This is a genomic window from Halobellus sp. (assembly GCF_042218505.1).
Classification (GTDB): domain Archaea; phylum Halobacteriota; class Halobacteria; order Halobacteriales; family Haloferacaceae; genus Haloquadratum.
In genome coordinates this window covers 16,056-41,974 of record NZ_JBDGQZ010000018.1, presented here as the reverse complement: position 1 = coordinate 41,974, position 25,919 = coordinate 16,056, and the positions used below count along the sequence as shown (strand labels likewise).

17 protein-coding genes are annotated in these 25,919 nt (G+C 64.8%); 11 read left to right on the top strand and 6 right to left on the bottom strand.

Translation table 11 applies throughout. The features are described from left to right. Positions 1 to 183: 183 nt before the first annotated feature. Entirely contained in the window at positions 184 to 2,574 is a 2,391-nt protein-coding gene (locus ABEI27_RS05875) for a DEAD/DEAH box helicase (protein ID WP_375798477.1), read from the top strand. A 14-nt stretch (positions 2,575 to 2,588) separates the two neighbouring features. Here ABEI27_RS05875 and ABEI27_RS05870 read toward each other — a convergent pair whose 3' ends face one another. Beyond that, a complete protein-coding gene (locus tag ABEI27_RS05870; protein WP_375798476.1) occupies positions 2,589 to 4,214 on the bottom strand; it encodes an FAD-binding domain-containing protein in 1,626 nt (541 codons plus the stop codon). Positions 4,215 to 4,322: 108 nt separating this feature from the next. On the opposite strand from ABEI27_RS05870, the gene ABEI27_RS05865 reads away from it, so the two are divergent. The 7 genes from ABEI27_RS05865 (at position 4,323) to ABEI27_RS05835 (ending at position 12,640) form a co-directional block, all read left to right on the top strand. Then, positions 4,323 to 5,495, top strand: a complete 1,173-nt coding sequence (locus ABEI27_RS05865) for an alpha-1 4-glucan-protein synthase (RefSeq protein ID WP_375798475.1) — start codon at positions 4,323 to 4,325, stop codon at positions 5,493 to 5,495. A 192-nt stretch (positions 5,496 to 5,687) separates the two neighbouring features. Continuing rightward, the gene (locus ABEI27_RS05860) at positions 5,688 to 6,860 is read left to right on the top strand and encodes an extracellular solute-binding protein (RefSeq protein ID WP_375798474.1); all 1,173 of its coding nucleotides are present in this window, start codon (positions 5,688 to 5,690) and stop codon (positions 6,858 to 6,860) included. A gap of 25 nt (positions 6,861 to 6,885) precedes the next feature. Further along, on the top strand, positions 6,886 to 8,490 hold the full coding sequence (locus ABEI27_RS05855) for an ABC transporter permease (protein ID WP_375798473.1): 1,605 nt from the start codon (positions 6,886 to 6,888) through the stop codon (positions 8,488 to 8,490). Then, positions 8,480 to 9,718, top strand: coding sequence for an ABC transporter ATP-binding protein (locus ABEI27_RS05850; protein ID WP_375798472.1), 1,239 nt, complete (start codon positions 8,480 to 8,482; stop codon positions 9,716 to 9,718). Before ABEI27_RS05855 ends, ABEI27_RS05850 begins: the two co-directional genes overlap by 11 nt. Positions 9,719 to 9,744: 26 nt before the next feature. Then, a complete protein-coding gene (locus ABEI27_RS05845; RefSeq protein WP_375798471.1) occupies positions 9,745 to 11,934 on the top strand; it encodes an ArnT family glycosyltransferase in 2,190 nt (729 codons plus the stop codon). Between the two features lie 111 nt (positions 11,935 to 12,045). Next, positions 12,046 to 12,432: a hypothetical protein gene (locus ABEI27_RS05840; protein ID WP_375798470.1), complete on the top strand. Its 387-nt coding sequence runs from the start codon at positions 12,046 to 12,048 to the stop codon at positions 12,430 to 12,432. 4 nt (positions 12,433 to 12,436) lie between these two features. Next, a complete protein-coding gene (locus ABEI27_RS05835) occupies positions 12,437 to 12,640 on the top strand; it encodes a helix-turn-helix transcriptional regulator (RefSeq protein ID WP_375798469.1) in 204 nt (67 codons plus the stop codon). Positions 12,641 to 12,661: 21 nt separating this feature from the next. Here the strand turns inward: ABEI27_RS05835 and ABEI27_RS05830 are convergent, their stop codons facing one another. The 3 genes from ABEI27_RS05830 to malA form a co-directional block, all read right to left on the bottom strand. After that, positions 12,662 to 12,913, bottom strand: a complete 252-nt coding sequence (locus ABEI27_RS05830) for a hypothetical protein (RefSeq protein ID WP_375798468.1) — start codon at positions 12,911 to 12,913, stop codon at positions 12,662 to 12,664. 64 nt (positions 12,914 to 12,977) lie between these two features. Further along, positions 12,978 to 15,533: a glucosylglycerol hydrolase gene (gene gghA / locus ABEI27_RS05825; protein WP_375798467.1), complete on the bottom strand. Its 2,556-nt coding sequence runs from the start codon at positions 15,531 to 15,533 to the stop codon at positions 12,978 to 12,980. Positions 15,534 to 15,554: 21 nt separating this feature from the next. Further along, complete coding sequence (gene malA / locus ABEI27_RS05820; RefSeq protein WP_375798466.1) at positions 15,555 to 17,672, bottom strand: alpha-amylase MalA; 2,118 nt, start codon at positions 17,670 to 17,672, stop codon at positions 15,555 to 15,557. A gap of 141 nt (positions 17,673 to 17,813) precedes the next feature. On the opposite strand from malA, the gene ABEI27_RS05815 reads away from it, so the two are divergent. The 3 genes from ABEI27_RS05815 to ABEI27_RS05805 are packed head-to-tail and all read left to right on the top strand — an operon-like array spanning position 17,814 to position 23,689. Then, entirely contained in the window at positions 17,814 to 22,361 is a 4,548-nt protein-coding gene (locus tag ABEI27_RS05815) for a glycoside hydrolase family 15 protein (RefSeq protein WP_375798465.1), read from the top strand. A 60-nt stretch (positions 22,362 to 22,421) separates the two neighbouring features. Further along, the gene (locus ABEI27_RS05810; RefSeq protein WP_375798464.1) at positions 22,422 to 22,901 is read left to right on the top strand and encodes an SRPBCC family protein; all 480 of its coding nucleotides are present in this window, start codon (positions 22,422 to 22,424) and stop codon (positions 22,899 to 22,901) included. 38 nt (positions 22,902 to 22,939) lie between these two features. Beyond that, a complete protein-coding gene (locus tag ABEI27_RS05805) occupies positions 22,940 to 23,689 on the top strand; it encodes a hypothetical protein (RefSeq protein WP_375798463.1) in 750 nt (249 codons plus the stop codon). A gap of 96 nt (positions 23,690 to 23,785) precedes the next feature. On the opposite strand, the gene ABEI27_RS05800 is transcribed toward ABEI27_RS05805, so the two are convergent. Together ABEI27_RS05800 and ABEI27_RS05795 are read right to left on the bottom strand one after the other, a co-directional pair. After that, entirely contained in the window at positions 23,786 to 24,814 is a 1,029-nt protein-coding gene (locus tag ABEI27_RS05800; protein WP_375798462.1) for a hypothetical protein, read from the bottom strand. A 121-nt stretch (positions 24,815 to 24,935) separates the two neighbouring features. Continuing rightward, the gene (locus ABEI27_RS05795; protein WP_375798461.1) at positions 24,936 to 25,844 is read right to left on the bottom strand and encodes a hypothetical protein; all 909 of its coding nucleotides are present in this window, start codon (positions 25,842 to 25,844) and stop codon (positions 24,936 to 24,938) included. Positions 25,845 to 25,919: the final 75 nt, after the last annotated feature.

Here is a 25,919-nt window from a genome sequence, read left to right as displayed (position 1 = left end):
GCGGTGCGATAGACGGCCCCGGCAGCGCCGTCGTCGCTCCCGGCAGTGCCGTGGTTGCTCCTAACGGAGCTGTAATCGTCTCCGGAGATACCGTCGTCGCTTCCGCTACGGTAATTCCTCGCGACGACGACGGCCCACCGACCGTAACGGTCAGGTTCCTCTCGGCCCGAGTACGCATTGATTGTGGACGAACGCCCGACGGTCGACGAACTCGTGGCCGACCTCCAGAACCGTCGCTACTACGTGGACCAGATCCGCGACCACCGCCGCATCGAGGGGCGAGAGCCGAAACACGCCGATCTCGATCTGGAATCCCGACTTGAGGCGGCGCTCTCGAAGGAGGGGATCGACCGGCTCTACAACCACCAAGCGGCGGCGATCGAGGCCGTCCGAGACGGTGACAACGTCGTCCTCGCGACGCCAACTGCGAGCGGCAAGAGCCTTGCCTACACCGTGCCGGCGTTTGAACGGGCGATGGACCACGGCGGCCGGACGCTGTATCTGGGCCCGCAGAACGCCCTCATCGCCGACCAGGCGGAGACGCTCTCGTCGCTGGCCCGCGGGCTTGGGTTCGGAAGTCGCGTGTCCGTCGCGGAGTACACCGGACGGCAGTCGAAGTCCGAAAAGCGCGACGTCCGCGACCGTGGCCCGACAGTCCTGCTCTCGAATCCGGATATGCTCCATTACGGGGTGTTGCCGCACGCACACCGGCTCTGGGAGTGGTTCTTTTCGTCGCTCGAAACGGTCGTGATCGACGAGGTCCACGGCTATCGTGGCGTGTTCGGCAGCCACGTCGCGCTGGTGTTGCGCCGACTGCACCGACTCTGCGAGCGCTTCGGAAGCGACCCCCAGTACGTCTGCTGTTCTGCGACGATCGGGAATCCGATCGAGCACGCCGCCCGCGTGACGGGCCGGGAGGCCTCGACGTTCCGTCTCGTCGACGAAGACACGAGCGCGACCGGCCCGAAGCACTGGCTGCTGTGGAACCCGCCGGAGTACAGCGATAACGACGATGGATGGAACGTGGCGGGTGACGGCGGGGCGTCGTCGGGTGGAACCAGCGGCGGGAGCGGCCGCCGTCGGTCGAGCCACGTCGAAACGAAGAACCTCTTTGTTGACCTCGTCGCCGAGGGGTTCCAGACGCTCGCGTTCACCCGCGCGAGACAGGCGGCCGAGCGATACGCAACGGAGAGCGCCTCGGATCTCCGCGAGCGGGGTCACCGCGACGCAGCGTCGTCGGTGACTGCCTACCAGGCGGCACTCACGAACGACAGACGGCGGGAGATCGAGACGGGTCTTCACGAAGGAACAGTCCGCGGTGTCTGGTCGACGAACGCGTTGGAACTCGGCGTCGACGTCGGCGAACTCGACGCCGTCCTGATCGATGGCTATCCCGGAACGCGCATGTCGGCGTTCCAGCAGGCGGGACGCGCGGGCCGAGGCGACGACCAGGCCCTCGTGATTCTCGTCGGCGGCGAGGACCAACTGGATCAGTACCTGCTCAGACACCCGGCGGAGTTCTGGGAGGGAGTCCCCGAGCGCGCCGTCTGCGACCCCGAAAACGAGGAGTTGCTGCCGGATCACGTCGCGTCGGCGGCGGCCGAAAACTGGCTCACAACGGCCGACGACGCGCACTTCGGCTCCCGGTTCGCGCCGGTGGTGAGCGAACTGACCGCGGCCGGCCGACTCGACCGCCGCGAGACGGATCGGGGACTCCGCTGGCTTCACGACGGCGACGGCAGCCCGCAGCACGAGATGAGCCTGCGGACGATCGAGCGGCGGGGGGTCGACCTGATGGACTCGCGGTCGAACGACATCATCGCGTCGCTCTCACTCTCGGAAGCGCTCCGCGACGCGCACGGGGGTGCCATCTACCATCACCAGGGACAGACCTACGAGGTGATCAATCTGGATCTGGACCGCGACGTCGCCACGTTGCAGCCAACCTGGGCAGACTACTACACGCGGGTCCTCCACGACAAGACGATCACCGTCGAATCCGACGAGCGGACGAAGTCGCTGTCGGCCCGACCAGACACCGAGGTTCGGTTCGCCGAGGTGACGATGCGAAAGCAGATCACGGGATTCGAGCGGCGCGACCCGAAGCGCGGCGAGACGATCGGTCGAGAGTCGCTCGATCTCCCCGAGACTACGTTACACACGCGAGCGCTGTACTTCACCGTCCCACGCGACGTGGAGCAGAAGATGCGGGAGATGGGCGGCGAGTACGGGTTCAACGGCGGCATTCACGCGGCCGAGCACGGAATGATCTCGCTGTTTCCACTGTCGTTTCTGTGTGATCGCGGCGACATCGGCGGACTGTCGACGCCGCATCACCCACATACCGGGCAGTCGACGATCTTCATCTACGACGGCTACCCCGGTGGCGTCGGCCTGACCGAAAGCGGATACGAGGAGGTCGAGACGCTGCTCAGGCGAACTGGCGAGATGATCGCCGACTGCGACTGCGCAGACGGGTGTCCCGCCTGCGTGCAGTCGCCGCACTGTGGCAACGCCAACGATCCGCTGTCGAAGGACGAGGCGGTCCACCTCCTCGATGCGATCACCGAGTGACACCGCGCGGCGACTCACTCCGGGCGGAACTCGGACTCGCCGAACGCGTCCAGTCGAGCCTGGTTTCCGTTCTCTGAAGCGGCTTGTTTTGCGTCTGTCCCGTGATTCCGAGCGATTGATCGCGCCGCCGACCGACCGCCAGAGAGCGACGCGCGGTCCGCGACTGCCGGTCGGGCGAGCGCGTCGGCAGCCTCGGCCCGAACGTCGTCGAGGCGGTCGCGGAACTCCTCGCGGGCTTCGTCGTAGTCGACGACTGGCCGTGGGTAGTCCTCGCCGATCCTGAGGCCGCAGTCCGCCTGTACGGAGAGCGGCGTGTGCTCGGGCCGGTCGAGGTACTCGCTCGGGAGCGCAGCCAGTTCGGGCACCCACTCGTGGACAAACGCTCCATCCGGATCCTGGTCTCGGACCTGCTTACGAGGGTTGTACAGCCGAAGCGTCGGTCGGCCGACCAGTCCGCACTGCGACTGCCACTGCGTGTAATTGATCGACGCGGAGGCGTCGATCAGGTGGTGGTAGTACCAGTCGGCACCGACACGCCAGGGCTGCTGGAGCACGTGGAAGTAAAACGAGGCACAGAGCGCTCGCATCCGGAAGTTGAGCCAGCCGGTCTGCCGGAGACACCGCATCGAAGCGTCGACCATCGGGTAGCCGGTGCGGCCGCGCTTCCACGCGTCGATCAGGTCCGGATCTCGCCGGTCGACGTTGAATCCTCGGAGGACGGGGTTGACGGCGCTGTCGGTCCACCCGGGCCAGTCGGCCAGTTTTTGCTCGTAGTGTCTGTTCCAATAGAGCCGGGAGACGAACATCTCGGCGCCACGACCGCCCGGTGCGTGAGCATCGACGTACTGGTACACCTGCCGAACGGAGAGGCAGCCAAACGCGAGAGACGCCGACAGGCCGCTGGTGCCCTCGCGAGCGTCGACCGGCGAGGAGATGTTTCCCGGATAGTCGCCGATCTGGTCGACGAACGACCGAAGTCGAGCCCGCGCCGGTCGCACTCCCCCCCGTGGAACCTGCGATTTGGTCGGAACGACGCCGTATGCACGCTCGACATCTTTGGGATCGAGCCCTGTGGAAAACTCGACGACCCGGACCGAGTCGGGATTCCACTCGAACTGGTCGGCGCCGAACCAGGTTTCGACGCGGTCCTGCCACTCCCGCCGCGTTCGGTCCGTATGGCGGACGATGCCGTCGCCGCCGACGAACCGCACGTCGAGTTCTGCGCGGGCACGACGGTCTCGACGGTTGCCGTACCGTCCCGAGGGTGACGCCGCGGCGACGACCTTCCAGCCGGCCGAGCGGAACCGTTCCAGCACGTCGGTCGGATCCCCGACTGCATACGAGAGCCCCGTAGTGGTCCGCTCGCGGTAGCACCGATCGAGATCGTCGAGGGATTCGTGGAGGAAGCGGAGTCGGGCGTCGCACGCCAGTCCGTCCGACCCGTAGAAGGCCGGATCGAAGATGAAAAGCGGGAGCAGCCAGTCGGCTTTAGCGGCCGCTGTGACTGCCGGCTGGTCGTCGATGCGTAAGTTATCGCGATGCCAGACGACCGTCCCTGTCGTGTCTGCCGGCAGCGTCGGGACCGTCGTCTCTCGGGACCGCGAGCACAACGCCGAGGGATCTGAAGCCGGGTTCGGCACTCATCGAATATACGGACTGCGGCAACCATTGTCTTTCGGCCGACCGCTCGGTTCCCCTAGCAGGACGTAACGACAGATCTTTTAGGGCAGCCTAAAGAAACGAAGGTAATGGATCAGGATGTCTGCGTCGTGGTGCCGACGATTCGCGAGTACGACTGTATGCGAGCGTATTTCGAGAACGCGCGGTCCCACGGGTTCGATCTCGACCGACTGTTTGTCCTCCTCGTGACCGAGGACTTCTGCGACGTCGAGGCGATGGAACAGATGCTCGAAGCGGAGGGCGTCGATGGCGCGGTCTACGACGGTTCGCGTCGCGAAGCGTGGTTCGAGACGAACGACGTCTCCGAGTTCGCCCACCTCGTCCCCGCCGCCTCTCACGCGCAGACCAGTTTCGGGCTCCTGTATATGTGGGCACATCCGCGCTTCGAGCGGGGGGTGTTCATCGACGACGATACGCTCCCGCACGAGGAGTGGGACTTCTTCGGCCGTCATATGGCGAATCTCGACCGGACGGACGAAGTCGAGTCCGTCAAGTCAGACGAGCGCTGGGTGAACGTCCTCTATCAGCACGCCGACGAACACGGCCTGTATCCTCGCGGCTACCCGTACTCGGCGATGGACGAGATCGTCGAAACCGGGCGGCAGGCGCTGACCGACGTAGTGGCCTCGCAGGGACTGTGGACGAACGTTCCGGATCTCGACGCGGTTCGGATCCTGATAGACGGCGACCTGCAGGGACAGGCCCAGACCCGGACGGAGAAGGCGGACTTCGACGGCGAGTTCGTCGCCGAGTCCGGACAGTATCTCACCGTCTGTTCGATGAACCTGGCCTTCGAGCGTGAAATCATCCCGGCGTTCTACCAACTCCCGATGGACGACAACGAGTGGGACGTCGGCCGGTTCGACGACATCTGGTCGGGCGTGTTCCTGAAACGCGCAGCCGACCTGCTTGACAAGCAGATCATCAACGGCTACCCGCTCTGTGCCCACAACAAGGCCCCGCGGCCGACGTTCGACGACCTCAACAACGAGGTCCCGGGCCTGGAACTCAACGAACACGTCTGGGAGGTCGTCGACGGAGTCGGTACCGACACCGATTCCTGGCGCGGCGCTGCCGAGGCGATGGCTCGCGCGTTCGCCGGAGGTGACTTCGAGGAGTGGATCAACGGCGCGTTCTTGAATCACTGCGGAGCGTACTGGCTCGACTGGCTCGACTGCCTGGATCAACTGGCGGACGCGACGGTGCAGTCACGGCGGGACCCCGCCGTCGCGGACGACTGAGGACACCGCACCATCGTCGGCGAATTCGGGATCGACCTCACAGACATCTCCACCGGCACCGAAATTCGGAGACAGCGCCGACACGCGAGCGGTCACAACCGCACGATGTCTGTCAGTATTTTTGTCGATCTTCCGGGCGTCGATCGTAGGAGACCGGAAGGTATATACCTTTTAGGTGAGCCTAAATCAGGTATGGACGGATCATCTGGAGCCCCGGGCAGAACGAACCGGCGGCGCTTCCTCCAAGCCGCCGCGGCCGCGGGGATTGTGGGCGTAGCAGGCTGTAATACGCCGGGATCGAGCGGTACAGCGACGGAGACGTCGACAGAAACGTCCGGGGAGGAGACGGCCGAGCAGATCGGGTCAGGCCGATCACCGTTCGGCAACCGGGAAGTCTCGGGCGTACCGATGTCGGAGATGCCCGACCTCTCGGGTGAGCTGACGCTGTATTCCGGACGCGGAGAGGCCCTGGTCGGCGAACTCATCTCGTTTATTGAGGATCGGTATCCGGATCTCACAATCCGGCCGCTCTACAACAATGCGGCCGAGCTGGTGAGCCAACTCGAAACCGAAGGACAGAACAGCCCCGCAGACGTGTTCTACTCGGTCAACGCCGGTGCGCTGGGCGCGCTGGAGGACCGTGGGCGAACACAGTCGCTGCCGCAGGACGTTCTGGAGTTCGTCCCCGAGAACTTCCGGGCAGACAGCGGGGCGTGGATCGGTACCTCCGGGCGTGCTCGCTCGGTCCCGTACAACACGAACGCCCTCTCGGCATCGGACATCCCGACGGACATACTGTCGTTCCCCGACCAGTCGGCGTTCGAGAATGGATTCGGGTGGGCTCCGACGTACTCCTCGTTTCAGGCGTTCATCACCGCGATGCGGATTCTCGAAGGTGAGGAGGCCACCCGACAGTGGCTCAACGGAATGCAGGAACTCGGTGCGAGCCAGTACGGCGACGAGTTCCAGGTCGCTCGCGCCGTCGCCGACGGCGAAATCTCCGCCGGCTTGACGAACCACTACTACATCCAGCGCGTGTTGGCACGACGGGGACTCTCAGCGCCCCTCCGAACGGCGTTCACGCAGAACGACGCTGGGTCGGTGTTCAACGTAGCCGGGGCGTGTGTCCTCGACACCGCCGCCGACTCGACTCTCGCCTCGAACTTCGTCCGGCATCTCCTCTCGGCGGAAGCCCAGGACTACTTCGCGCGGACGACGTTCGAGTACCCGCTCGTCCCCGAGGTCGAACCGATCGGCCGGCTCCCGACAATCGACGAGTTGAATCCCCCCGAGAATTTAGATCTCTCGCAACTGTCGGATCTCGAGGCGACGATCGATCTCCTGCGGGAGACCGGCGTCCTCTGAGTTTTCGACACACGGACGACACACAATGGCCACCGAACACCAGCGCACGGCCGACGGCGATACCGACGACGACGCCAGCCCACCGCTCGGCGTCTCGGTCGCCGCGGCCGCCGTCGCCGCGGGCGTGTTGTTGCCCGTACTCTGGCTGTTCCGGACCGGGTTATCGGTTGGGTTCACCGAATCACTGGCCCTGCTCACCCGCCCGACGACTCTGCAGGTGTTCGTCAACAGCGCGGCACTCGTGGTGCTGTCGACTGCTGGGTGTGTCCTGATCGGGGTCCCGCTCGCGTACCTCACCGTCAGGACCGACATCCCGTTCCGCCGCTTCTGGACGGTAGTGGTGTCGCTACCGCTGGTGATCCCGAGTTACGTCGGCGCGTTCGCTTTCGTCTCAGCGTTCGGTCCGCAGGGCGGCTTCCAGCGCCTGCTCGCGCCGCTCGGCGTGGCGAAAATCCCCGAGATCTACGGCCTGCAGGGCTCGGTGTTGATTCTCACGCTGTACACGTATCCGTACGTCTACATCACGGCGCGAGCCTCGCTGAAGTCGATGGACACGACCCTGATCGATGCCGCCCGGACGTTGGAACACGACCGCTGGGAGACGTTCAGGCGGGTGACGCTTCCGCAGATCCGTCCGGCGGTCGCCGCCGGTGCACTCCTTTCGGGGCTGTACGTTCTGGCGGACTTCGGGACCCCGTCGATTATGCGCTACGACGTGTTCACGCGCGTAATCTTCGTCGAGTTCGGGACCTTCGGACGCGACACCGCGATCCTGCTCTCGCTGCAACTCATCGCGGTCACGGTCTTCATCCTCTGGCTGGAGGCGCGGGTGCGCGGCGAGGAGCGGACCACCGCCGGCGGTCGCTCGCGGGCGACCGTCTCGCTCGGTCGCTGGCGCTATCCGGCGATGGGATTCGCTGCAGCGGTCGCCGGACTGGCGCTCGTCGTCCCCATCGCGATATTGGTCTCCTGGCTCGGGACCGCATCGGCGTCAGTGAACCAGTCGCTGGCGTTCCAGTGGTCGTACGTGAGCAATTCAGTCCTCGTTGCCGCCGCCGCCGCGGGCGTCGCCGTCGTTGCAGGACTGCCGGTGGCGTATCTCTCGGCGCAGTACGACGGCGTCCTCCCCGCGACGTTCGAGCGGATCAGTTACGTGGGATACGCGGTCCCGGGCGTCGTTCTGGGCCTGGCGCTCGTCTACTTCGGGAGCCAGTACGCGACCCCGGTCTATCAGACGCTGTATCTCCTGGTTTTCGCGTACGTGATCCGCTTTCTGCCACAGTCGGTCGGATCGCTCAGGGCGTCGTTTCTCTCGGTGGATCCGTCGTTGCCCGAGGCCGCGCGAACGCTCGGGCAGACGTCGGCGGGCGCGTTCCGATACGTGACCCTTCCGCTCGTCGCTCCAGGCCTGTTCGGGGGTGCGGCGCTCGTGTTCCTGACAACGATGAAAGAACTACCCGCGACGCTGCTTCTTCGACCATCGGGTTTTACCACGTTGGTCACACACATTTGGACAGCGTATGAGTCGGGGTACTTCGGACAGGCAGCGATACCGGCGCTGGTCTTACTATTCGTCTCCGGACTCTCGATGCTCGTGATTCTCAGACAGGAGGGATATGATGTCAAATAGCAAACAAGCTGCGGTTGAATCGAAGTCGGACGGTCGCGTCGATACGAGTCGAGGTGACAGCGTCCCGGCTGGCACGGAGACTGTCGGCGACGAGAACGTGGCCGCGACGAGGACCTCGGGCCACAGCGACGACGTGGTACTCGAACTCGACGGCCTCGAGAAGTCCTACGGCTCCGAAACCGTCGTTGAAGGGCTCTCGCTGTCGGTTTCCGAAGGAGAGATCCTCACGCTGCTCGGCCCCTCGGGTTGCGGGAAGACCACGACGCTTCGCGTCATCGCGGGGCTCGAACATCCCGACGGAGGCGCTGTGCGACTGAACGGTCGGTCCGTCTCTGCTACCGGATCCGCCTTCGTTCCGCCCGAAGAGCGCGGCGTCGGCGTGGTTTTCCAGGAGTTCGCCCTCTTTCCGCACCTCACTGCTCGCGAGAACGTCGCCTTCGGGCTGAAAGACCGCCCGGATGACGAGGTCGAAGCGCGAGTCGACGAACTGCTCGAACTGGTCGACCTCGCCGGCCAGGGCGACAGTTACCCCGATCAGCTCTCCGGCGGCCAACAGCAGCGCGTGGCCCTCGCGCGATCGCTCGCGCCGGAACCGGACATCCTCCTGCTTGATGAACCGTTCTCGAACCTCGACGTCGACCTCCGTGTCGAGATGCGTGAGGAGGTCCGCCAAATCATTAAAAAGACTGGCGTGACCGCAGTGTCAGTCACGCACGATCAGGAAGAGGCGCTGTCGATCTCAGACCGCGTCGCCGTGATGAACGACGGGCAGATCGAACAGGTGGGCGACCCTGAGGTCGTCTTCCAGCACCCCAAATCCCGCTTCGTCGCGGCGTTCCTCGGCTACGCGAGTTTCATTCCGGGGTACGTCTCCGGCGACAGCGTCCAGACCGACCTCGGGACCGTTCCGAGAGAACAGATCCACGGGCTTGCACCCGAGTACGACCACACCAAGATCGACCTGCTGGTCCGACCCGACGACGTGAGCGTTCACCCGCCGGACGGTCCGGTCGACGTGTGCGGCGAGGTGGTCACACGACGGTATCTCGGCCCGACGTTCCTCTACGAAATCGAACTCGAAACCGGCGAGTCGATCCAGTGTATGCACAACCACGACGAGAACGTCCCCGATTCGGGGCCCGTCGGGCTCGAACTCGCCGCCGATCACGAACTCGCGTGGTTCCCGCGCGAACAGCGTCCCGACGACGACGACCGTTATAGCGGCTGATCGTGTTCCGGGGGGTCACTGGCAGCGTGCGTGACGCCATCGGCCGGCTGCCTGGTGGCGTCCGTTCGGGCGTTCGCGAGCATCCGGAACGGGTGGTTGCGGCCGGACTCGTCCTTGGCGTCGGTCTCTTGATTTACGTCCTGGCGATCGATCTCTTTCCGTACCACTCGGTGAACGACGACGAAGGGGTCTACCTCTATCAGGCGGCGATGCTGCTCGAGAGCAAACTGTTCCTCCGGCCGGGAGACATCCCGTTCGAGGCTGTGCGTCCGTGGTTTTTCGTCGTCGACACCACTGACGGCGGCGTGCGGATGTACGGGAAGTACTCCCCAGTCGCGCCGGCAATCTTCGCTGTCGGGCAGCTATTGGGTGACTGGAACATCGCGCTCGGACTCGTCGCCGCCGGCACCGCCGCCGGCGTCTACTGGCTCGCGGCCGCCGCGTTCGACCGTCGGGTCGGCCTCCTCGCGATTCCGGCGCTGGCCGGCGCACCGTTGTTTCTCTTCACTTCCGCGACCTTTCTGTCTTATGCGCCAGCGACGATGCTCAACGTCGCCTTCGCGGTGGCATACGTCAAAGCAGTGCGTACCGGGAGCCGTTGGTGGGCAGTGGCCGCAGGGATCGCGACCGGCTTGGCGTTCTTCTGTCGGCCGTATACGGCGGTGTTGTTCGCGTCCCCGTTCATCGGTCACACGCTGCTCTCGCTCGGCGTCGTCTGGCGACGCGAGGGACTGACGCAGTCTTTTCGGGCCGTGGCCACTCGCGCGGTGGCAATCGCTCTGCCCGGCGCAGCCCTCGTCGGGGTCGCGCTCGCTTACAATGCCGTCGTGACCGGTGACCCGCTCATCTTTCCATACGCCGCGTTCGCGCCGCGGGACGGGATCGGATTTGGCGTCCACGAGATCCTCAACTACGAACGGAACTACACGCCCGCGCTCGCACTGGAGACGACGGTGACGATCACGGAGTACTTCTTCACCGAGTGGGTTACAGCGGGCTCAATTGGTACTGGACTCGCCGCGATCGGAGCGGCGACGACAGCGTGGCGAGCGCGGGATCTGGACACCGTCATCGGCCGCTTCGACCCCACAAATGGGCTCCGAGACGGGGAGGTCGCCGCGCTCCTCGCTGCGGTCGTCCCGGCAGTGTTCATCGGTGAGGCGTACTTCTGGGGCACCCACAACGGCCTCCGAAATGGCCTCATCGATCTGCTCGGTCCGTTCTACCACTTCGACGCGCTCGTTCCCGTGGCTGTGTTTGCGGCAGCGGGGATCGTCGCAATCGCTCGCCGCGCCGTCCGAACCGTCGGCGGGTGGATGACCCCCCGCAGCGCCCGAGTGCTCGTCCTCGTCGGTCTCCTCGCGACTGCACCGGCCGTCGCCTCCGCGGAACTCGCCGTTCTCGAGGATCCACTCGAGGCCAACCAGCGACGAACGGAGAACCTTGCAACGACCTACGAACCGTTCGAGGACCGAACGTTCGACGACGCACTTGTGTTCACACCCGATCCATACGGCGACTGGCAGGCGCATCCGTTTCAGTACCTCAGATACGACCCAGGGTACGACGGCGACGTGATATACGCGACCGACGGGGGGCCCGAGCGCGACCTCAGAGTGGTGAACGCGACGGATCGGACGCCGTATCGCTTCACCTATCGCGGGACGTGGACCGGGGCAGAAACGCCCGTGAATCCCGAAATCAAACCGCTCCGCGTAATCGAGGCACGTTCAGTTCGCGCCAATACCACCGTCGGCGTCCCCAGCGATGCAACCAGCGCGAGCGTCCGGATCGAGACGCCGGAAGGCTACGCGCGGTATTCCGTGCCCTCGGGTGTCGTCGAGAACGGCAGCGTCAGCGTGGCTTGGACCATCGGTCCCGAGACCGCCCGAGTGACGAACCTTCCGTATGAGAGCGGGTCTCGATTCCGCAATGTCCCGCTCACAGACGACCGCGCAGAGGCCGACCTCGTGATGACGTTCGTCGGTGTCGGCGGGTCGAGCGTCACCTATCGCCAGGAGGTAACCCTCGACGCTCGCGGCGATTCGGTTCGGGTCGTCTGGCCGCCCGAGACGCGCGTCTGTCGACTCACGACCGAGTGCGGTCGAGCGGGGACGTGGGTCGGCCCCGACGGTGAGTACGTGAGCGGAGTCTCTGTGGAGACGAGCGCCCGCGCCGCAGGGAACGACTCGGTCGCAGCGACGCCCACCCCGTAGCAAGTACATTCCGAACAGTCGTTCGACCACGAGAGCGCTGAAGTGGAGCAGCGCGCGTCGCAATCGACTGGAAAACATTTATGACGTTATGGAAAGTATACTTTACACGCGATGGTCCACCTCACCCGCGAACGATTCGGCGCTTGGGCCCTCCTCGGCGTCGGAATCGTACTGGTCGCAGTCCTCCCTGAAGCGATCGGTCAATCACTCTCGAGTGATGCGCTGTTGGCGCTCTCGGTCGTCGGCGGCGTCGTCGTCTGGGCCGGTGCAACCTGGGACGACGTGATCTGTCGACGCTACCGCGACGAGCGCGTCGCCGAGATTCACTATCGAGCGGGGTACAACACCGCGCTCGCCTTCAGCGCCCTGCTCGGCACGCTCATTTTCGTCGTGACGAATCTCGATCGGTCGGTGTCGGTGGCGATGCTTACGGGCGTCCTCTTCGGGAGCCTGGCCGTCTACTTCGGAACCGTGGCGTGGCTGAAACGACAGATGTGAGACGATGAGGAACGATCTCAAAGTACAGCGCGCGAAGGCCGACGTGACGCAAAGTGAACTCGCCGACGCGGTCGACGTCTCGAGACAGACGATCAACGCGATCGAGCGCGGTCGCTACGATCCGAGTCTGGAACTCGCCTTCGACCTGGCGGAGTACTTCGATTGTACGGTCGAGGATCTCTTCACGCGCGGCGACGAGACGGAGTAGCCCGACGAGTGTCCCGACAGTTCACATCGGCCCCGTAATATCGATCTGTAAGAGTCCTTCGCGGACCGCGTACAGGAGTCGCTCGTCGAGCGTCATGTCAGCCCACCCCTCCGGATGTTCCGACTCCGGGATCTCTTCGAGTCGATCGACGAACGACGTGTGAATGAACCGGCCGTTCTCGCCGCAGTCCGGGCAAGTCAGAATAATGAACCGGACCCGGTAGGAGCGCTCCTCGACACGTTCACACGTCGGACAGACGTACGATTCAGTCATTACACACCAAAGGAGCGGGAGCAACTCGTATCTGTGGGTTTCATTCGAGATTCGGTGGGGCCGATCACTGGACTCGCTTCCAGAGAATCGCCTCACCGTTGTTCAGCGATACCGCGTCGGTTCTGCCGGTCGAAGCGGATCTGTCGGCCCTGTCTGCATCGTCGACTGCGTCTGAACCGGCATCGAGGTCAACGGTCGGTGGAACGAGGATCGCCTCCCACCCGCTCGTCGGGACCGGTTCCGATCCGTCGGCCGCGATCTCGCTTGCGACATCCGTGGGGGCGACGCCGACAGGCGGTCCCTCCATATTCCCGGCAAAGAGGAGTTCTTCGGTAGCCTCGACCGTTTCGGGAGCACGCCGGTATCCGTAGTAGCGGACGCTCCCGTCAACCGGGTGGCGGTACGTGAGAGAATCCTCCTCGCGAAGGTCGGCCGCGAGCCAGGGGCGCGCTCGCCGGAACTCTCTAGTCTGGAGTCGAAACGCGGTACGCGCGCCCTGCTGCCGCCCGTGCCAATGTTCGAGGGTTGCGAAGTCGCGAACGTCCCGCAACCATGCGTCGGCAAAGGCGTCGAGATCCCCCGACGAGAGTGTCGCCCCGAGCGGCGTCTCCATTGAAGCCACCGCTGTGGCCGCCGCGTCGAGATCACCATCTGTAGCCTCGATAACCGATGAAAGCGTTTCGACGGCCGTCGTCGCTTCGGACAGCGAGTCGATTCCGAAGGACTTCGTCCGTTGGAAGAACTGGGCGTCGTTGAAGTCGGCCGACCGAATCGCCCAGTGGGCGAACCTCGCTTCGTCGGCAAGGACCGAAGCACTTCCGTCGCCGTCGGTGTCGCGGAAAAATCCCCACGGAGCGCGCATGGTCGCGTGGGCGAAATCCAGCGGCACCCCCGGGAGGAACGCGTGAAAGAGCACTGACCCCGCGTCGGTGTCGTAGGCAGTCGCGTGTCGCTCGCGCGGGTCGTCGCCGAGGTGCGGATTCACCGGCACCCGACCCGCCTGGCCGTGTGGGGCCAACTGTGTCCCGCGGCGAACCGTGTCGTGATTAGCGATGCCGGTGACCCAGGATGCGCCGTGGTCGGCGACCTCCCGGATGCGCCACCAGTTTCGCGCCCAGTAGGTCAGGAGCGCGGGGGTGTTGTCGCCGAACGTGAGCGGCGACCACTGGAAGACCTCGGGATGCTGTTCGGTTACGCCGCGGTAGGTCGCCGTCAGCGGCCAGTCGGGTTGGGGGCAGGGACGGGCGTCCTCGTACACCGTCCACGGACGGTAGGCGACGCCAGCCGTCTCGGCCACGATGTCGTGCATCGACGCGAGAAAATCGTCGTCGATGGGGGGTACCCCGCCAGCCGCGACCCCTCGGTCGGGGCGGCGGACGTCGTGAGACGCGTCGATGCGAATCCCGTCCGCTCCAAACGAGACCTTCCGTCGGAGCATCTCCAGGAGGATCGCGCGGACCGTCGGGTCAGCGTAGTTCAGCCGCTTCCCGAACGGCCCGGGACCGGCGAGAAAGCGGTCCGAAAGCAGTTCGACGGCGCGGGTGTCGGCGTGGCCGAACACCACGTCGAAGACGACGGCCATCGGCCGCGGATCCGCGTGGCACGTCGCGATGAAATCCACGAGTTCGTCCGGGCGACCAGTCTCGAGGAGTGCGGGGTTCGGTGCGGACGCGCCCGCGACGACGGGATCGTAGCCCCAGTTCTGGATCTCGGGTCGGCACACGCGCGCCACTAACTCGTCGTCCTCGACTGTGCGCTCGGTCCAGAAATCGTGAGTGGTGCGACTCTCGGTGAGCGGTTCAACCGGAAGCAGTTCGACGGCGTCGTAGCCGGCGAAGTTCCGCTCCCACGCCGCCAGCGGTTCGCCCGCGGCCCGCTTTTCGGAAACCGTCTCGAAGACGTCCGCGAGCCCGGCCAGCGTCCCTCGCTGTGTGGCCGTCCCCACGTGGATTTCGAGAACGTTCGTGGGCGGCGCGATCCGCGGGACGTCCGTGGTCGTGCTCCGGTCGACAGTGTGAGTCCCCGTAGTCGCGTTGCCGTCAGTGTTGGTCTTCGTAGTCGCGCTGGCGTCGGCGTTCGCAGCGTCGAGATGCTCGAAGTAGGGGCGATCCGCACGAGTTGCATCGAGACGGTCGAGGCTGTACAACTCTGCGGGCGCGAATGCCCCGAACGGGAGCGAGGCGCACAGCGGGTCTACGACCGTTTCGCGGCCATCACCCGTCTCGTAGACGAGTTGATAGAGCGATCCGAGGGTCTCGCGCGTTCCCGGGCGGACACCATCCACTGCAACCCAGTGATACGTGCCGTGTCGTGACGGAGGAACGAGCGTCCGGTCGAACCGAACGTCGCGGGCGTCGGTCAGGGCCGGATCGGCGTCCGAAGGCGGAGTCAGGATTTCGAGAAACACCGCCGATTCCGGAACGCCGTCGTCAACGAGATCCGGCGTCCAGAAGCCGAACACCGCCTCGGCGTCGTCGACGACGTGCGCTCCCAGTCGTTCCGCGAGCGCTCTCGCTGTTTCGTTCGGATCGGTGGCATCGTTCGCCTCAAGTTCGCGGTGCCACGCGAGCAAGTCGGCGGTCCGGTCATCGAGGCGACGAGGCGCGTCTGCGTCCGTCATTCGACTTGTGGACGGGTGGCCTCACACCACAGGGAACACGGCCACGTGTTCGACTTCCAGGCCTTCGCTGCTCGCGAGCGACTCGCCTGAAACGACGTCCGTCGGATCCACGGTCAGGGAGTCGAGCGTTACGGTCGCCGTCGACTCGCCGAAGTTCAGGACGCAGACGTAGCCCTCGTCGTCCAGCGTGCGTTCGAACGCCACCGTCTGCTCGGAGTCGGTTCCGTGGTCGATCCGCTGGAGCTCACCATCGTATCCCAGCGCTGGAATCTCCTCGCGGACGTCGAGCAGGCGATCGTAGTGCTCGTGGAATTCCTCGCGAGCGTGGTCCCACGCGAGCGCGTCTCGGCGGCCGCGCTGGCCCAGTTCTTGTCCGCCGTAGAGCATCGGGACGCCGGGGAGCGTGACAAGCGCGCCTGCGGCCGCCATCGCGGCTTCGCTCCCGCACTCGACGACGTACCGGGTCTCGTCGTGATTCTCGATGTAGAGCATAAACGCCGCGTGCGGCGGGAACCCGACTTCCGCGCGCTGGTCGATCGCGTCCAGGATGGCCGAAGCGGGCTCGTCACCGCGCCCCACCTGCCGGAGAGTGAAGTACAGCGTCGTGTCGAAGTGCATATCGAACATCCCGTCGTGGAAATCCGCGATGTACGGGATAGTCTCGTCCAGGAGGAGGAAGTCCCGGTCGCGGGATTTCACCCGATCGCGGAGTTCCCGCCAGAACGAGTCGGGGACGGCCCACGCCATATCACAGCGGAACCCGTCGGCGATCTCGAACCACGTGTCGACGGCGTCGAGGAGATGCCGGCGGACCTCGAGGGTAGAGAAGTTCCAGTTGGCGATGTACTCCCACTCGAAGTACGTCTCCGGTTCGCCGTCGTCCTTCCAGTCGTACCAGTCGTAGTAGGGCGAATCGGGGTTCCTATAGGCGTCCTGGTAGAACGGGTGGTCCCGAGCGGAGTGGTTCATCACGAGATCGAAAAGGACCTTCATTCCGTGTTCGTGTGCCGCCTCGACGAACTGTTCGTAGTCCTCGCGATCCCCGAGGTCCTCGGCGATCGAAAAGAAGTCAGTGATGTTGTAGCCGTGCGGCGCGTGGTCGTTCTGCAGGACGGGCGTGAGCCACAGGCAATCGACGCCCAGGTCCGCGAGGTAGTCGAGTCGTTCTTCGATAGCCTCGAAGACGGTGTCGGCCTCCTGTTCCTCCGGCGGGCCCGCGAACCCGCGCACGTAGATCTCATAGAGCGTGACGTCCGTCGCCCACGCCGGTGGGTCGTTCGTGCGGACGATCTCGAAGGCATCGGCCCCGGTGACGTCTCCCTCGGGAACGTCGGCCGCGGGGTTCTCGGAGTCACCGGTGGCGTGTCCGCCATCGGTGGCTTCCTCTCCGCTCGATCCATCGGGTTCCCGGAAATCGTCGGCCGCATCGGAGGCCGTCACCATCCGCGCTCTCGTGTCGCCCCCGTCGGGGACCGTCTCCCGGGCAAATTCGATGGTGTCGGGAACGCTGTAGGACTCCTCTATCGCCACGGCGTGCACGCGGACGCGGCTGCCGACGACACTCGTCGGGATCCGGAGTTCCCACCCTTCGATAGCGACCTCGTCACGGGCGACCTCGTCGCGGTCGTCCACGAGGAACTCGACCACGACGTCGTCGCGGTCGGCGTCGCTGTCGGGGTGCGTTTGGGGGTCGGCGCGAACGACAAGCTCGCCGCCCTCGATGTCGCCGTGGAGTTGCAGGCGTGGTCGCCCGCCGCCTCCGCTTTCGGAGTGCGTGCCGGACCCCGAACCTGAGACGCCGCCGCTCTGACTGATCGGTCGGGCAGACCCGCTCTGGAGGCCACTCACCCCGCTTGCGCCGCTCGCGCCGAGGGCCCGTCCCGCGGGTGCGAGATCCCCGGGGAATGCGCGGATCGTGAGGCGGTGTCGTCGGTCGGGCGCATTCAGCTCGAGTTCGTACGTCCCGGCGACGTCCGGGACGAATTCGACGACTGGTTCGTCGTCTGGGAGTTCGACCGTACTATCTACTGGTGCGGCACGGAGACGCCACGTGTACGTCGCCTCCGGGTCGGGATCGCGCGGTGCGATTTCGACCGCGTCTCCCACAGCAACGAATCGGGGTGGACCTGGATGTTCCATACGGGGGCAATCGTGACGTCGGAACTTTGTCTTTGCCCTTATCGGCGTTTACAGTTATTGTTGGTGTAGATTTCGGCTGAGACAAGATGCGTACCACAGACTACGTCAATACTTATGTCGCGGGCACACAGGAGCGTGTATATGAGACTTCGGACCGTGCTGAACGAGTATAAGCGCGACCGCGACAGGCGCTTTCCGGGGGAGTTACCCACGAGCGGGGGGGCGTTCTCCGGGCACGGCGATCGGCTAGTTTACGTCGGCGACGACGGTGCTCTTCGTGACTACTCGTCTGCGCTTTCAGGGCTCTATGGTATCGACCGGTCGCGGTTTGCGATCGAGGCGGAAGGGGAAATGCGCTGGTTCGACCAACTCGAACGGGTGCGGCAGCACTACTACCGTGAGACGAGCCTCGTCGAAACCGAGTACAACGCGGGGTCGTATACGGTGCACCAGTACGACCTGACCCTCGGGCGCGCGCACGTCACACACGTGGAACTCCGCGGGGCCATTCCCACGGACGCGCACCTGACGGCGTTCCTCACGCTGGCACCGGAGGGCCGCGAGACGAAGGTTAGCCGGTTGATACACGAAACCGGCGGCCCGAACGACACGCAGGCAGTCGAGGTGTTCCACCGCCGCGAACACGACTACGTCACGGCGTCGACCGGTATCGACGACGTCCGCGGACAGATTCCCGAGCGGTTCGAGGAGATGCTCTCAGAGGACGCCTTCGATTTCCCCAGGGACGCCGTCCTCGAACGCTACGAGGACACCCACCTCAGCGGCGACATCGTCGTCTCTGCGCCGCTCGAACCCGAGGATCGCGGGGTGCAGACCACCCTCGTCACGCAGTTGTCCGACCACAAGGAAGTGGATCGTGAGAGCGCGATGCGTGATCTCTGCAACTGCGCACTCGAACACGCGACGGCCGAAGACATCCGCGAGGCCGCCCGCCAGCGCGCAGAGGTGACGGTCCCCGAGGACGTCCCGCGACCCAGTGCCGTGCGCTCGGATCTCCGCGCCCTGTCGCTCCTGACTGCCCCGTCGGGAGCGCAGATCGCCGGTCCCGAATTCGACCCATTTTACACGCACACCGGCGGCTACGGCTACACGTGGTTCCGCGATCAGGCCGAAGTGGGTCGATGTCTCGCGACCGCGGACGACCTCCTCGGCCTCGACGCCGAACAACGACTCACTGCCATCGCGGAGTTCTTCTGTGAGACCCAACTCGATGACGGTTCGTGGCCGCACCGGGCGTGGGCCATCGACGGCTCGCTCGCGCCGGGGTGGGCGAACGCGCGCGTCGAACAGTCTGCGGTGCCCGAGTATCAGGCTGACCAGACGGCAAGCGTCGTCTCGTATCTCACGACGCTCCTGACCGAGCGCTCGGCGGACCTCTCGGCTGAACTCGAAGCGCGGATTCGGAATGCGATTCTCGATGGCGTCGACGCGCTCGACGACTCGCTCGAGGATGACGGCCTCCCGGAGACGTGTCAGAACGCGTGGGAGAATATGACTGGGCGCTTCGTTCACACGGCAGCGACGTACCTCCACGCGTATGCGACCGTGGCGGCAGCCCCAGTCGACGAGGACATTCAAGAACGCGCCGGATCGCAGGCAGCCGCCGTCTTCGAAGGCCTCGAAACGTTGTGGGACGACCACTACGAGGTGTACGCGCTTCGCCTCCGCGACGGCGACGACCGCGACGCTCGCTTGGACGCTGGCTCCTTCGCGCTCGTCGAAGCGTTCGCCGCCTACGACGACCTCGATCAGGTGGAGGAGATTCCGGCGTCGAAACTCGAACGACTCCGGATGCATCTGGACCGGGCGTTCACCGACCTTTACCGGGAGTCCGACGATGGCGACGTGAAGGGACTGATCCGGTTCGAGGGCGACTACTGGCGGACTGTCGAACAGGACGACGAGAAGGTGTGGTCCGTGTCCACTGCGTGGGGCGCGAACGCCGCGGCCGACTTCGCCGAACTACTCGAATCCTACGGTGAGGAGGCGGCCGCGGAGTCGTTCAGAGAGCAGGCTACCGAACTCTACGAACTCATCGAGGCTGAGGGGCCGTTCGCCAGCGACGCGGGCTACCTAGCCGAACAAGTGTTCGACGACGGAGCGGCCGATAGCGCCGTGCCGCTCGGTTGGTCGCACGCGCTGCGACTCCGCGCGACGGGCGTCCTCGGCAAACAGGACGCGCTTCCCGCGCCGAAGCCAGCACCTTCGGGGCCCTCGGGACGCCCGCGCTGGACGACTGGTGAAAAGTACGGGGTTGCGACGGTCCCGGACCACACCGACAGTGACCCGTCCCGGGTCTGGTTCACGCTCACCGAGGGGTCGCTGACGGAGATCAGGTTCCCCCGTGTCGATCTGATGAACCTCCGGACGCTGGACTTCCTCGTGGTGCAGGAAGACGAGAACTACACGGCACGGACCCACAACGAGACGCGGCGGGACGACGACGCCGACACCATCGAACGGCGCGTCGAAGTCGCAGACGACGATGCGCTCCTCTATCGGCACGTGATATCCGAAACTGGCGACGGTCGGGGTCACCAGTGGACGCTCAAGGCCGAGTACGTGCCCGATCCGAAACACGACGCCGTCCTCGTCGACGTCGACTTCGAGGCCGACGACGACAACGAGTACGAACTGTACGCCGTCGCGGACGCGGCGCTCGTGAACACCGGAACGACAGACCGGGGCCTCCGTCTGGGCGGAGCAGACGGCTATCACCTCGTCGCGCGGGACGCGAGCGCATACGATCAAGAGGGCGACACTGAACCGCTCCTCATCGACGAGGACGGCGACGAGTACAGCGTCGCTGCGGCGATGGCCGCAGCGAACCGCTTCGATTGGGCCACTGTCGGCGTTGCCGGCTCGGAGTACCTCGCAGAACTGTTCTCCGACGGAACCGCACCGACTCCCGAAAGCAGCGTCGACGACGAGAACGTCGTGCTGGTCGGCCGGGTCGGGACGGGCGAAACCGTCGAAAACCGACTGGCGCTCGGGTTCGCTGAGGACGCCGACACGGCCGCCGCGCTCGGCGAGGCTGCCGGTGCTCTCAGTCGCAAGTACGGCTCGGTTCGTGCCGGGTACGTCGACGCCTGGGTCTCGTTCCTCGCCGACAAGGACCTGCCCGAATCGGTCCGGGGTGACGAGGCGCTCGCGAACCAGTACAAGGCCTGTCTGATGAGCCTGCGCGCCGTCGAAGACAAGACATTCCTCGGGGCCGGAATCGCCTCACCCTCGGTTCCGTGGGGGGAAGCCGTCACCGCCGAAGAGGCGAAGGGATACGGCTACAACTTCGTCTGGTCGCGCGACCTCTATCAGGTGTTCACCGCCTTCGAGGCGGTTGGCGACGTCGAGACCGGTCGGCTGGCGCTCGAGTACATCTACAAGTACCAGCAGGACAGCCGCGGGTTCATCCCGCAGAACACCTACCTGAACGGGCGGACGCGGTGGGGCGGCGAGCAGATGGACAACATCTCGTTCCCGGCCGTGATGGCGTGGATGCTTCGCCAACACGGCGTCGACTTCGAAGACGCCGGATACGGGTACATCAACGTGAAACGCTCGGCGGACTACGTCGCTCGCAACGGTCCACCCACGGCTCAAGAACGCTGGGAGGAGGAGGCCGGCTACTCGCCGTCTTCGATCGCCGCCGAGATTGCGGGTCTCACCTGCGCCGCCGACATCGCCCAGAAGGAAGGCCACGACGCGGACGCGCTTATTTGGCAGGCGCTCGCGGACGACTGGACCGACCGCATCGAGGAGTGGACGGCAACGGACACCGGCACGAAACGACACACGAACACACCGTACTTCGTGCGAATCACTCGCGATGGTGATCCCGATGCGGGCCACCTCCGGACGCTCGCGAACAACGGTCCGACCCTCGACGAGCGCGAGATCATCGACGCGGGATTCCTGGAACTCGCTCGACTGGGGATCAAACCCGCCGACGACGAGACGATAGTGAACTCGGTGCAGGAGGTCGACGACACCATCCGCGTCGATACCCCGCACGGCCCGGCGTTCTATCGCTACAACGGCGACGGCTACGGCGAGCGCGCCGTCGACGAGGAGGGGGCGCCGTGGTCGATCGAAGCCAAGGGCAAAGGTCGACTCTGGCCGATCTTTACCGGCGAGCGCGCCGAGTACGAACTCCTCCACGATCCCGACGAAGAGGCGCTCGATCCCCAGAAGATGCTCGAAACAATGGCGGGCTTTGCGAACTCCGGGCGGATGCTCTCCGAGCAGGTGTGGGACCGAGAGCACAGCACCGAGTACAACTGGGCGTTCGGTGAGGGAACCGGCGCGGCCACGCCGCTGGCGTGGTCGATGGCACAGTACGTCCGTCTCGCCCACGGCGTCGACGCCGGCGAACCGATCGAGATGCCGTCGGTCATCCGCGAACGCTTCCTCGAAACCGACCGTCAGGAGGCCCCGCGCCTCCAGGTCAGTACCCGCTTTATGGGCGACGAGATCGTCGTCTCCGGGCGGACTGACGGGGCGGTCGTGGCCGTGAAAACACCGACCGAGACGCGGGTGGTCGATCCCGAAGAGGGATCCTTCGAGGCCTCGCTCGACATCGAGCACGGCGAGAATCAGATCACGGTCGCCGCCGCAAGCGACGAGGACCTCTCGGTCGCCGGAACCAACGTGACCCGACTCACGCTGTAGTCGCCGATGGCGAGGCGAACCTGCCGCGGCGCTTTTGCCCCGGTGGCTCCTCGCTCCTATATGGCTACATACTCGCGATTGACACGCGTCGACGCACCGCTGTCCGACGTCTGGGACTTCCACTCACGCATCTCCGGGCTCAAAGCGCTGACGCCCGACTGGATGAATCTCCGGATCGAAGCCGTGACCGGACCCGATGGAGAGCCGAGTCCCGAGATCCTGACCGAAGGCTCGGAGATCCAGATGTCGATGCAACCCTTCGGCGTCGCGCCGCGACAGGAGTGGACGTCGGTGATCACCGAACGCGAGGAAAGTGACGACCGGGCGATGTTTCGCGACGAGATGCGCGGTGGCCCGTTCGCCACCTGGGTTCACACGCATCGGTTCGTCGCCGACGGCGGGGAGACCGTCATCGACGACGAGGTCGAGTACGAACTCCCGGGCGGTGGACTCGGCCGGTCGATCTCGCCGCTCGCCGTCGTTGGATTCGAGCCGATGTTCCGAGGGCGTCACCGGAAGACCAAGGCAGTGCTGGAGTAGCAACTATATTCAATTACGAGGGGCCTGAACGGTGTGGTATGGACTGTCCTCGTTGCGGTACCACGCTGACGACAATGGCCATCGCTGGCGGAGACAGCGAAGCGACGTACTGTGAAAACTGCCGGTTCTCTGGTGTTACCTCGGAGTTCGAGCCGAATCCAGAGGCGCAGGAATCCTGGGACGACGCCGTCGACCGATTTAGGGAGTCAGACGTCGGTTGGTCGTCTGCTGGCGACGCCGAGAGCGACACGCTCTCCGGTGATCAGGAGTCCACAGCGTCGGAGACGGGCGAGAATGAACCGTCGGAGCCAGCGTCGACGGAGGGCGGGGGGCCCGAGGGCGATGTTGAAGAAGGTGCAGCGGGTAGAGAGGAGGCCGGATCAGATGCTGAGGTCGAGGAAGGTGAACAAAGGGAAGAAACGGATGATGAGGGCGGTTCCGTTGAAGAGGTCGAGGAAGATGCAGAGGGTGTAGGTGAGGAAGATGCGGACGAAGGCGGTTCAGTTGAAGCGGTCGGGGAAGAGGCAGCGGGCGAAGAAGCGGAGGATGCGGACAAGAGCGGTTCAGTTGAAGCGGTCGAAGAAAATGCAGAGCGCGAAGGAGATTCAGCGGGTCGAGACGGAGACGACTCTGACGCCGAGAGCGAGCGAGACCCAGCGGGTGCCAATGGAAACGCTATCGAGGAGAGCGCAGAGGCCGAAAACGCGGGGGATTCAGCCAGTAGAGCGGAGGAAGAGTCTGGTAAGGCATCGTCTACGGGCGAATCGATCGACAGCGGCGAGACCTGAGAAGGCGGCGGCGCGACTCGGTACAGCAGTTCGCGTGATGGTGGGTTCGCAACCGACGGCGAACCCGAGGCTACGTCGGCACGGGAGCGATGTGTCTCAGTCCTCTGATTCCGGTGCGGGGGCCTCTGCGGCCTGGCCGCTGTCGGTTTCCTCCTCCGAACGAGCCGCGACGAGCGACCCGCGAGCGACGCTGTAGAGCGGGTCTTCGACGCTCTGGACGTCGCTGATTGAGAAGGGAATCTGCACGTCCTCGAGGTGTTGCTGGAAGAGCTTCTCGAAGCCGTCGGGGCTGGAGGTACCGCCGGTCACAACGACCGGCACGTCCAGGTCCTCCTCGACATCCTCTTCGTCGACCTCCGAGGAGAGGTTCTCGACGACGTAATCCAGGAGATTCTCGTAGTAGATCGACAGCGCGCCCTCGACGCCGCCCACGTCGGTCTGGAAATCGAGCGCGAAGTCGTCCTCCTTGATCGAGGTCACCTTGTCCACAGGGGTCCCTGTCGCCTGGCTGGCCTGCTGGTCGATCCAGTCCCCGCCACGGGCGATCGAGAATTTCATCACCGGCACTGCGTAGTACGCCAGACAGACGTTCGTCATTCCCGCGCCGAACGAGACGCCGAGTCCGGTGAAGTTGTGATCGGCCAGTTCGCTGTAGATCACTGCCATCCCCTCGTTGATTGGCTGGGGGTCGTAGCCCATATCGCCTAGCATCGACTCCAGCGTCTTCTGGTGGTAGAGCGTCGACAGTTCCGAGTCGATCGGATCAGCCGGCGAGGAGAAGAACAGATTCTCCCCCGAGGAATCGGGCTCACCGACGACCTGTTCGGTGATGAGTTTGATCATCGGAATCGCCGACGCCTCCTCGCTTGAGAGAATCCCACGCTGCATCGGCCGCCGGGTCTCCTTGTTGAAGATGTTCGCGAAGTTGAGAGCGTCGTCGCCGACGACGTACACCTTGTCGTCCTTCCGAATGTGCAAGACCTCACTCCGCGACAGCATCTGTTCGGCCATATCGCTATACTCGATCTCCACGAAAGAGTTCCGTTGTTGTACGAACTTCGTCCCGTCACCCGCAGGGCTCGATGACAGGATGTTCATTGTACCGACATCCAGGCCTTTAGCCATAGATAGTACTCATTTGGATACCACAAAAATTGCAGTGTGGTTTGAGTTGTCATATTCAGCAAATTATACATAATAGATTCCTGACCGGGCGGGGGCCGCTAGCACTGCGACAGGGCTGCTCTCAGAGGAAGCGGTCGCGCAGTTTGTCGATCACGCTGTCGGGTTCTTTCTGCCGCTTCTGCTCTTCGCGCTTTCGCTGCTCTGCCCGCAACTCCGCGAGTGCGTTCGCCTGGTCGGAGGTGTCGGATTCGCTGGTGGCCGTCTTCCGCTGCCCGCCTCGGAGCCCCTGCAATCCCTCCACGGCGTCATCGACGCTTCCGCCGCGGGATTCTTTCGCCGCGGCGTTCTCAAGCCCGATTTCGTCGGTGTCGAGCGACGAATCTGTGAGCGTCAGCGTTCGTCCGCTGTCGCGCTCGACACCGCCCCAGTTGATCTCGGCACCGTCCATTGCATCCTCGATGTCACGACGGACCTGCTCGTCCGTGATCGTCGTCCGCTCAGCCGCTTCCGACTCGCCTCGCGATTCTTCGGCTTTCGCTTCGCCAGAAAGTTCGCTCTCCGTGCGGACCGTCGCCCGCTCGACGCGGTACCCTGAGAGGGCTGTCCCAGCGGTGGCTACGACGACGACCGCGCCGAGTGCATATAGTCCGACCACGGTGCTGCTGTACGTGTACCACGCCTGGGGGTAGATTTGCGTGAACCGGGCGGCAGCGATGACACAGGCAGCGACACCGGCGGCAGCCGCGGCGTCGATCCGGCGTGACACCGGGAGCAACACCGTAATTCCGAAGAGTACCAACGGGAGGCCACACGCACCAGTGGTCACCGCGAGTTCGCGGACAACGAATTTGAACGTCCCACTGGGCGACAGCGTGGTACTCCAGAGGAACGCCGCGATCGAGACGACGACGAGCCCAACCCCTGTGAAGAATATTCCGAACCCTGCATAGAGGTCACGGCTGTCTCGCACCGGTCCGACGTACCGGCGGTACAGAGAGTGGAGGAACGCTCCAGGCCAGGTCTGTTCCATATACACTACGATTGGGACGACCGACATATAATTTCGCCCCTCAGCGGGTGATCCACGAGAGGTCGGCGAGGGGGA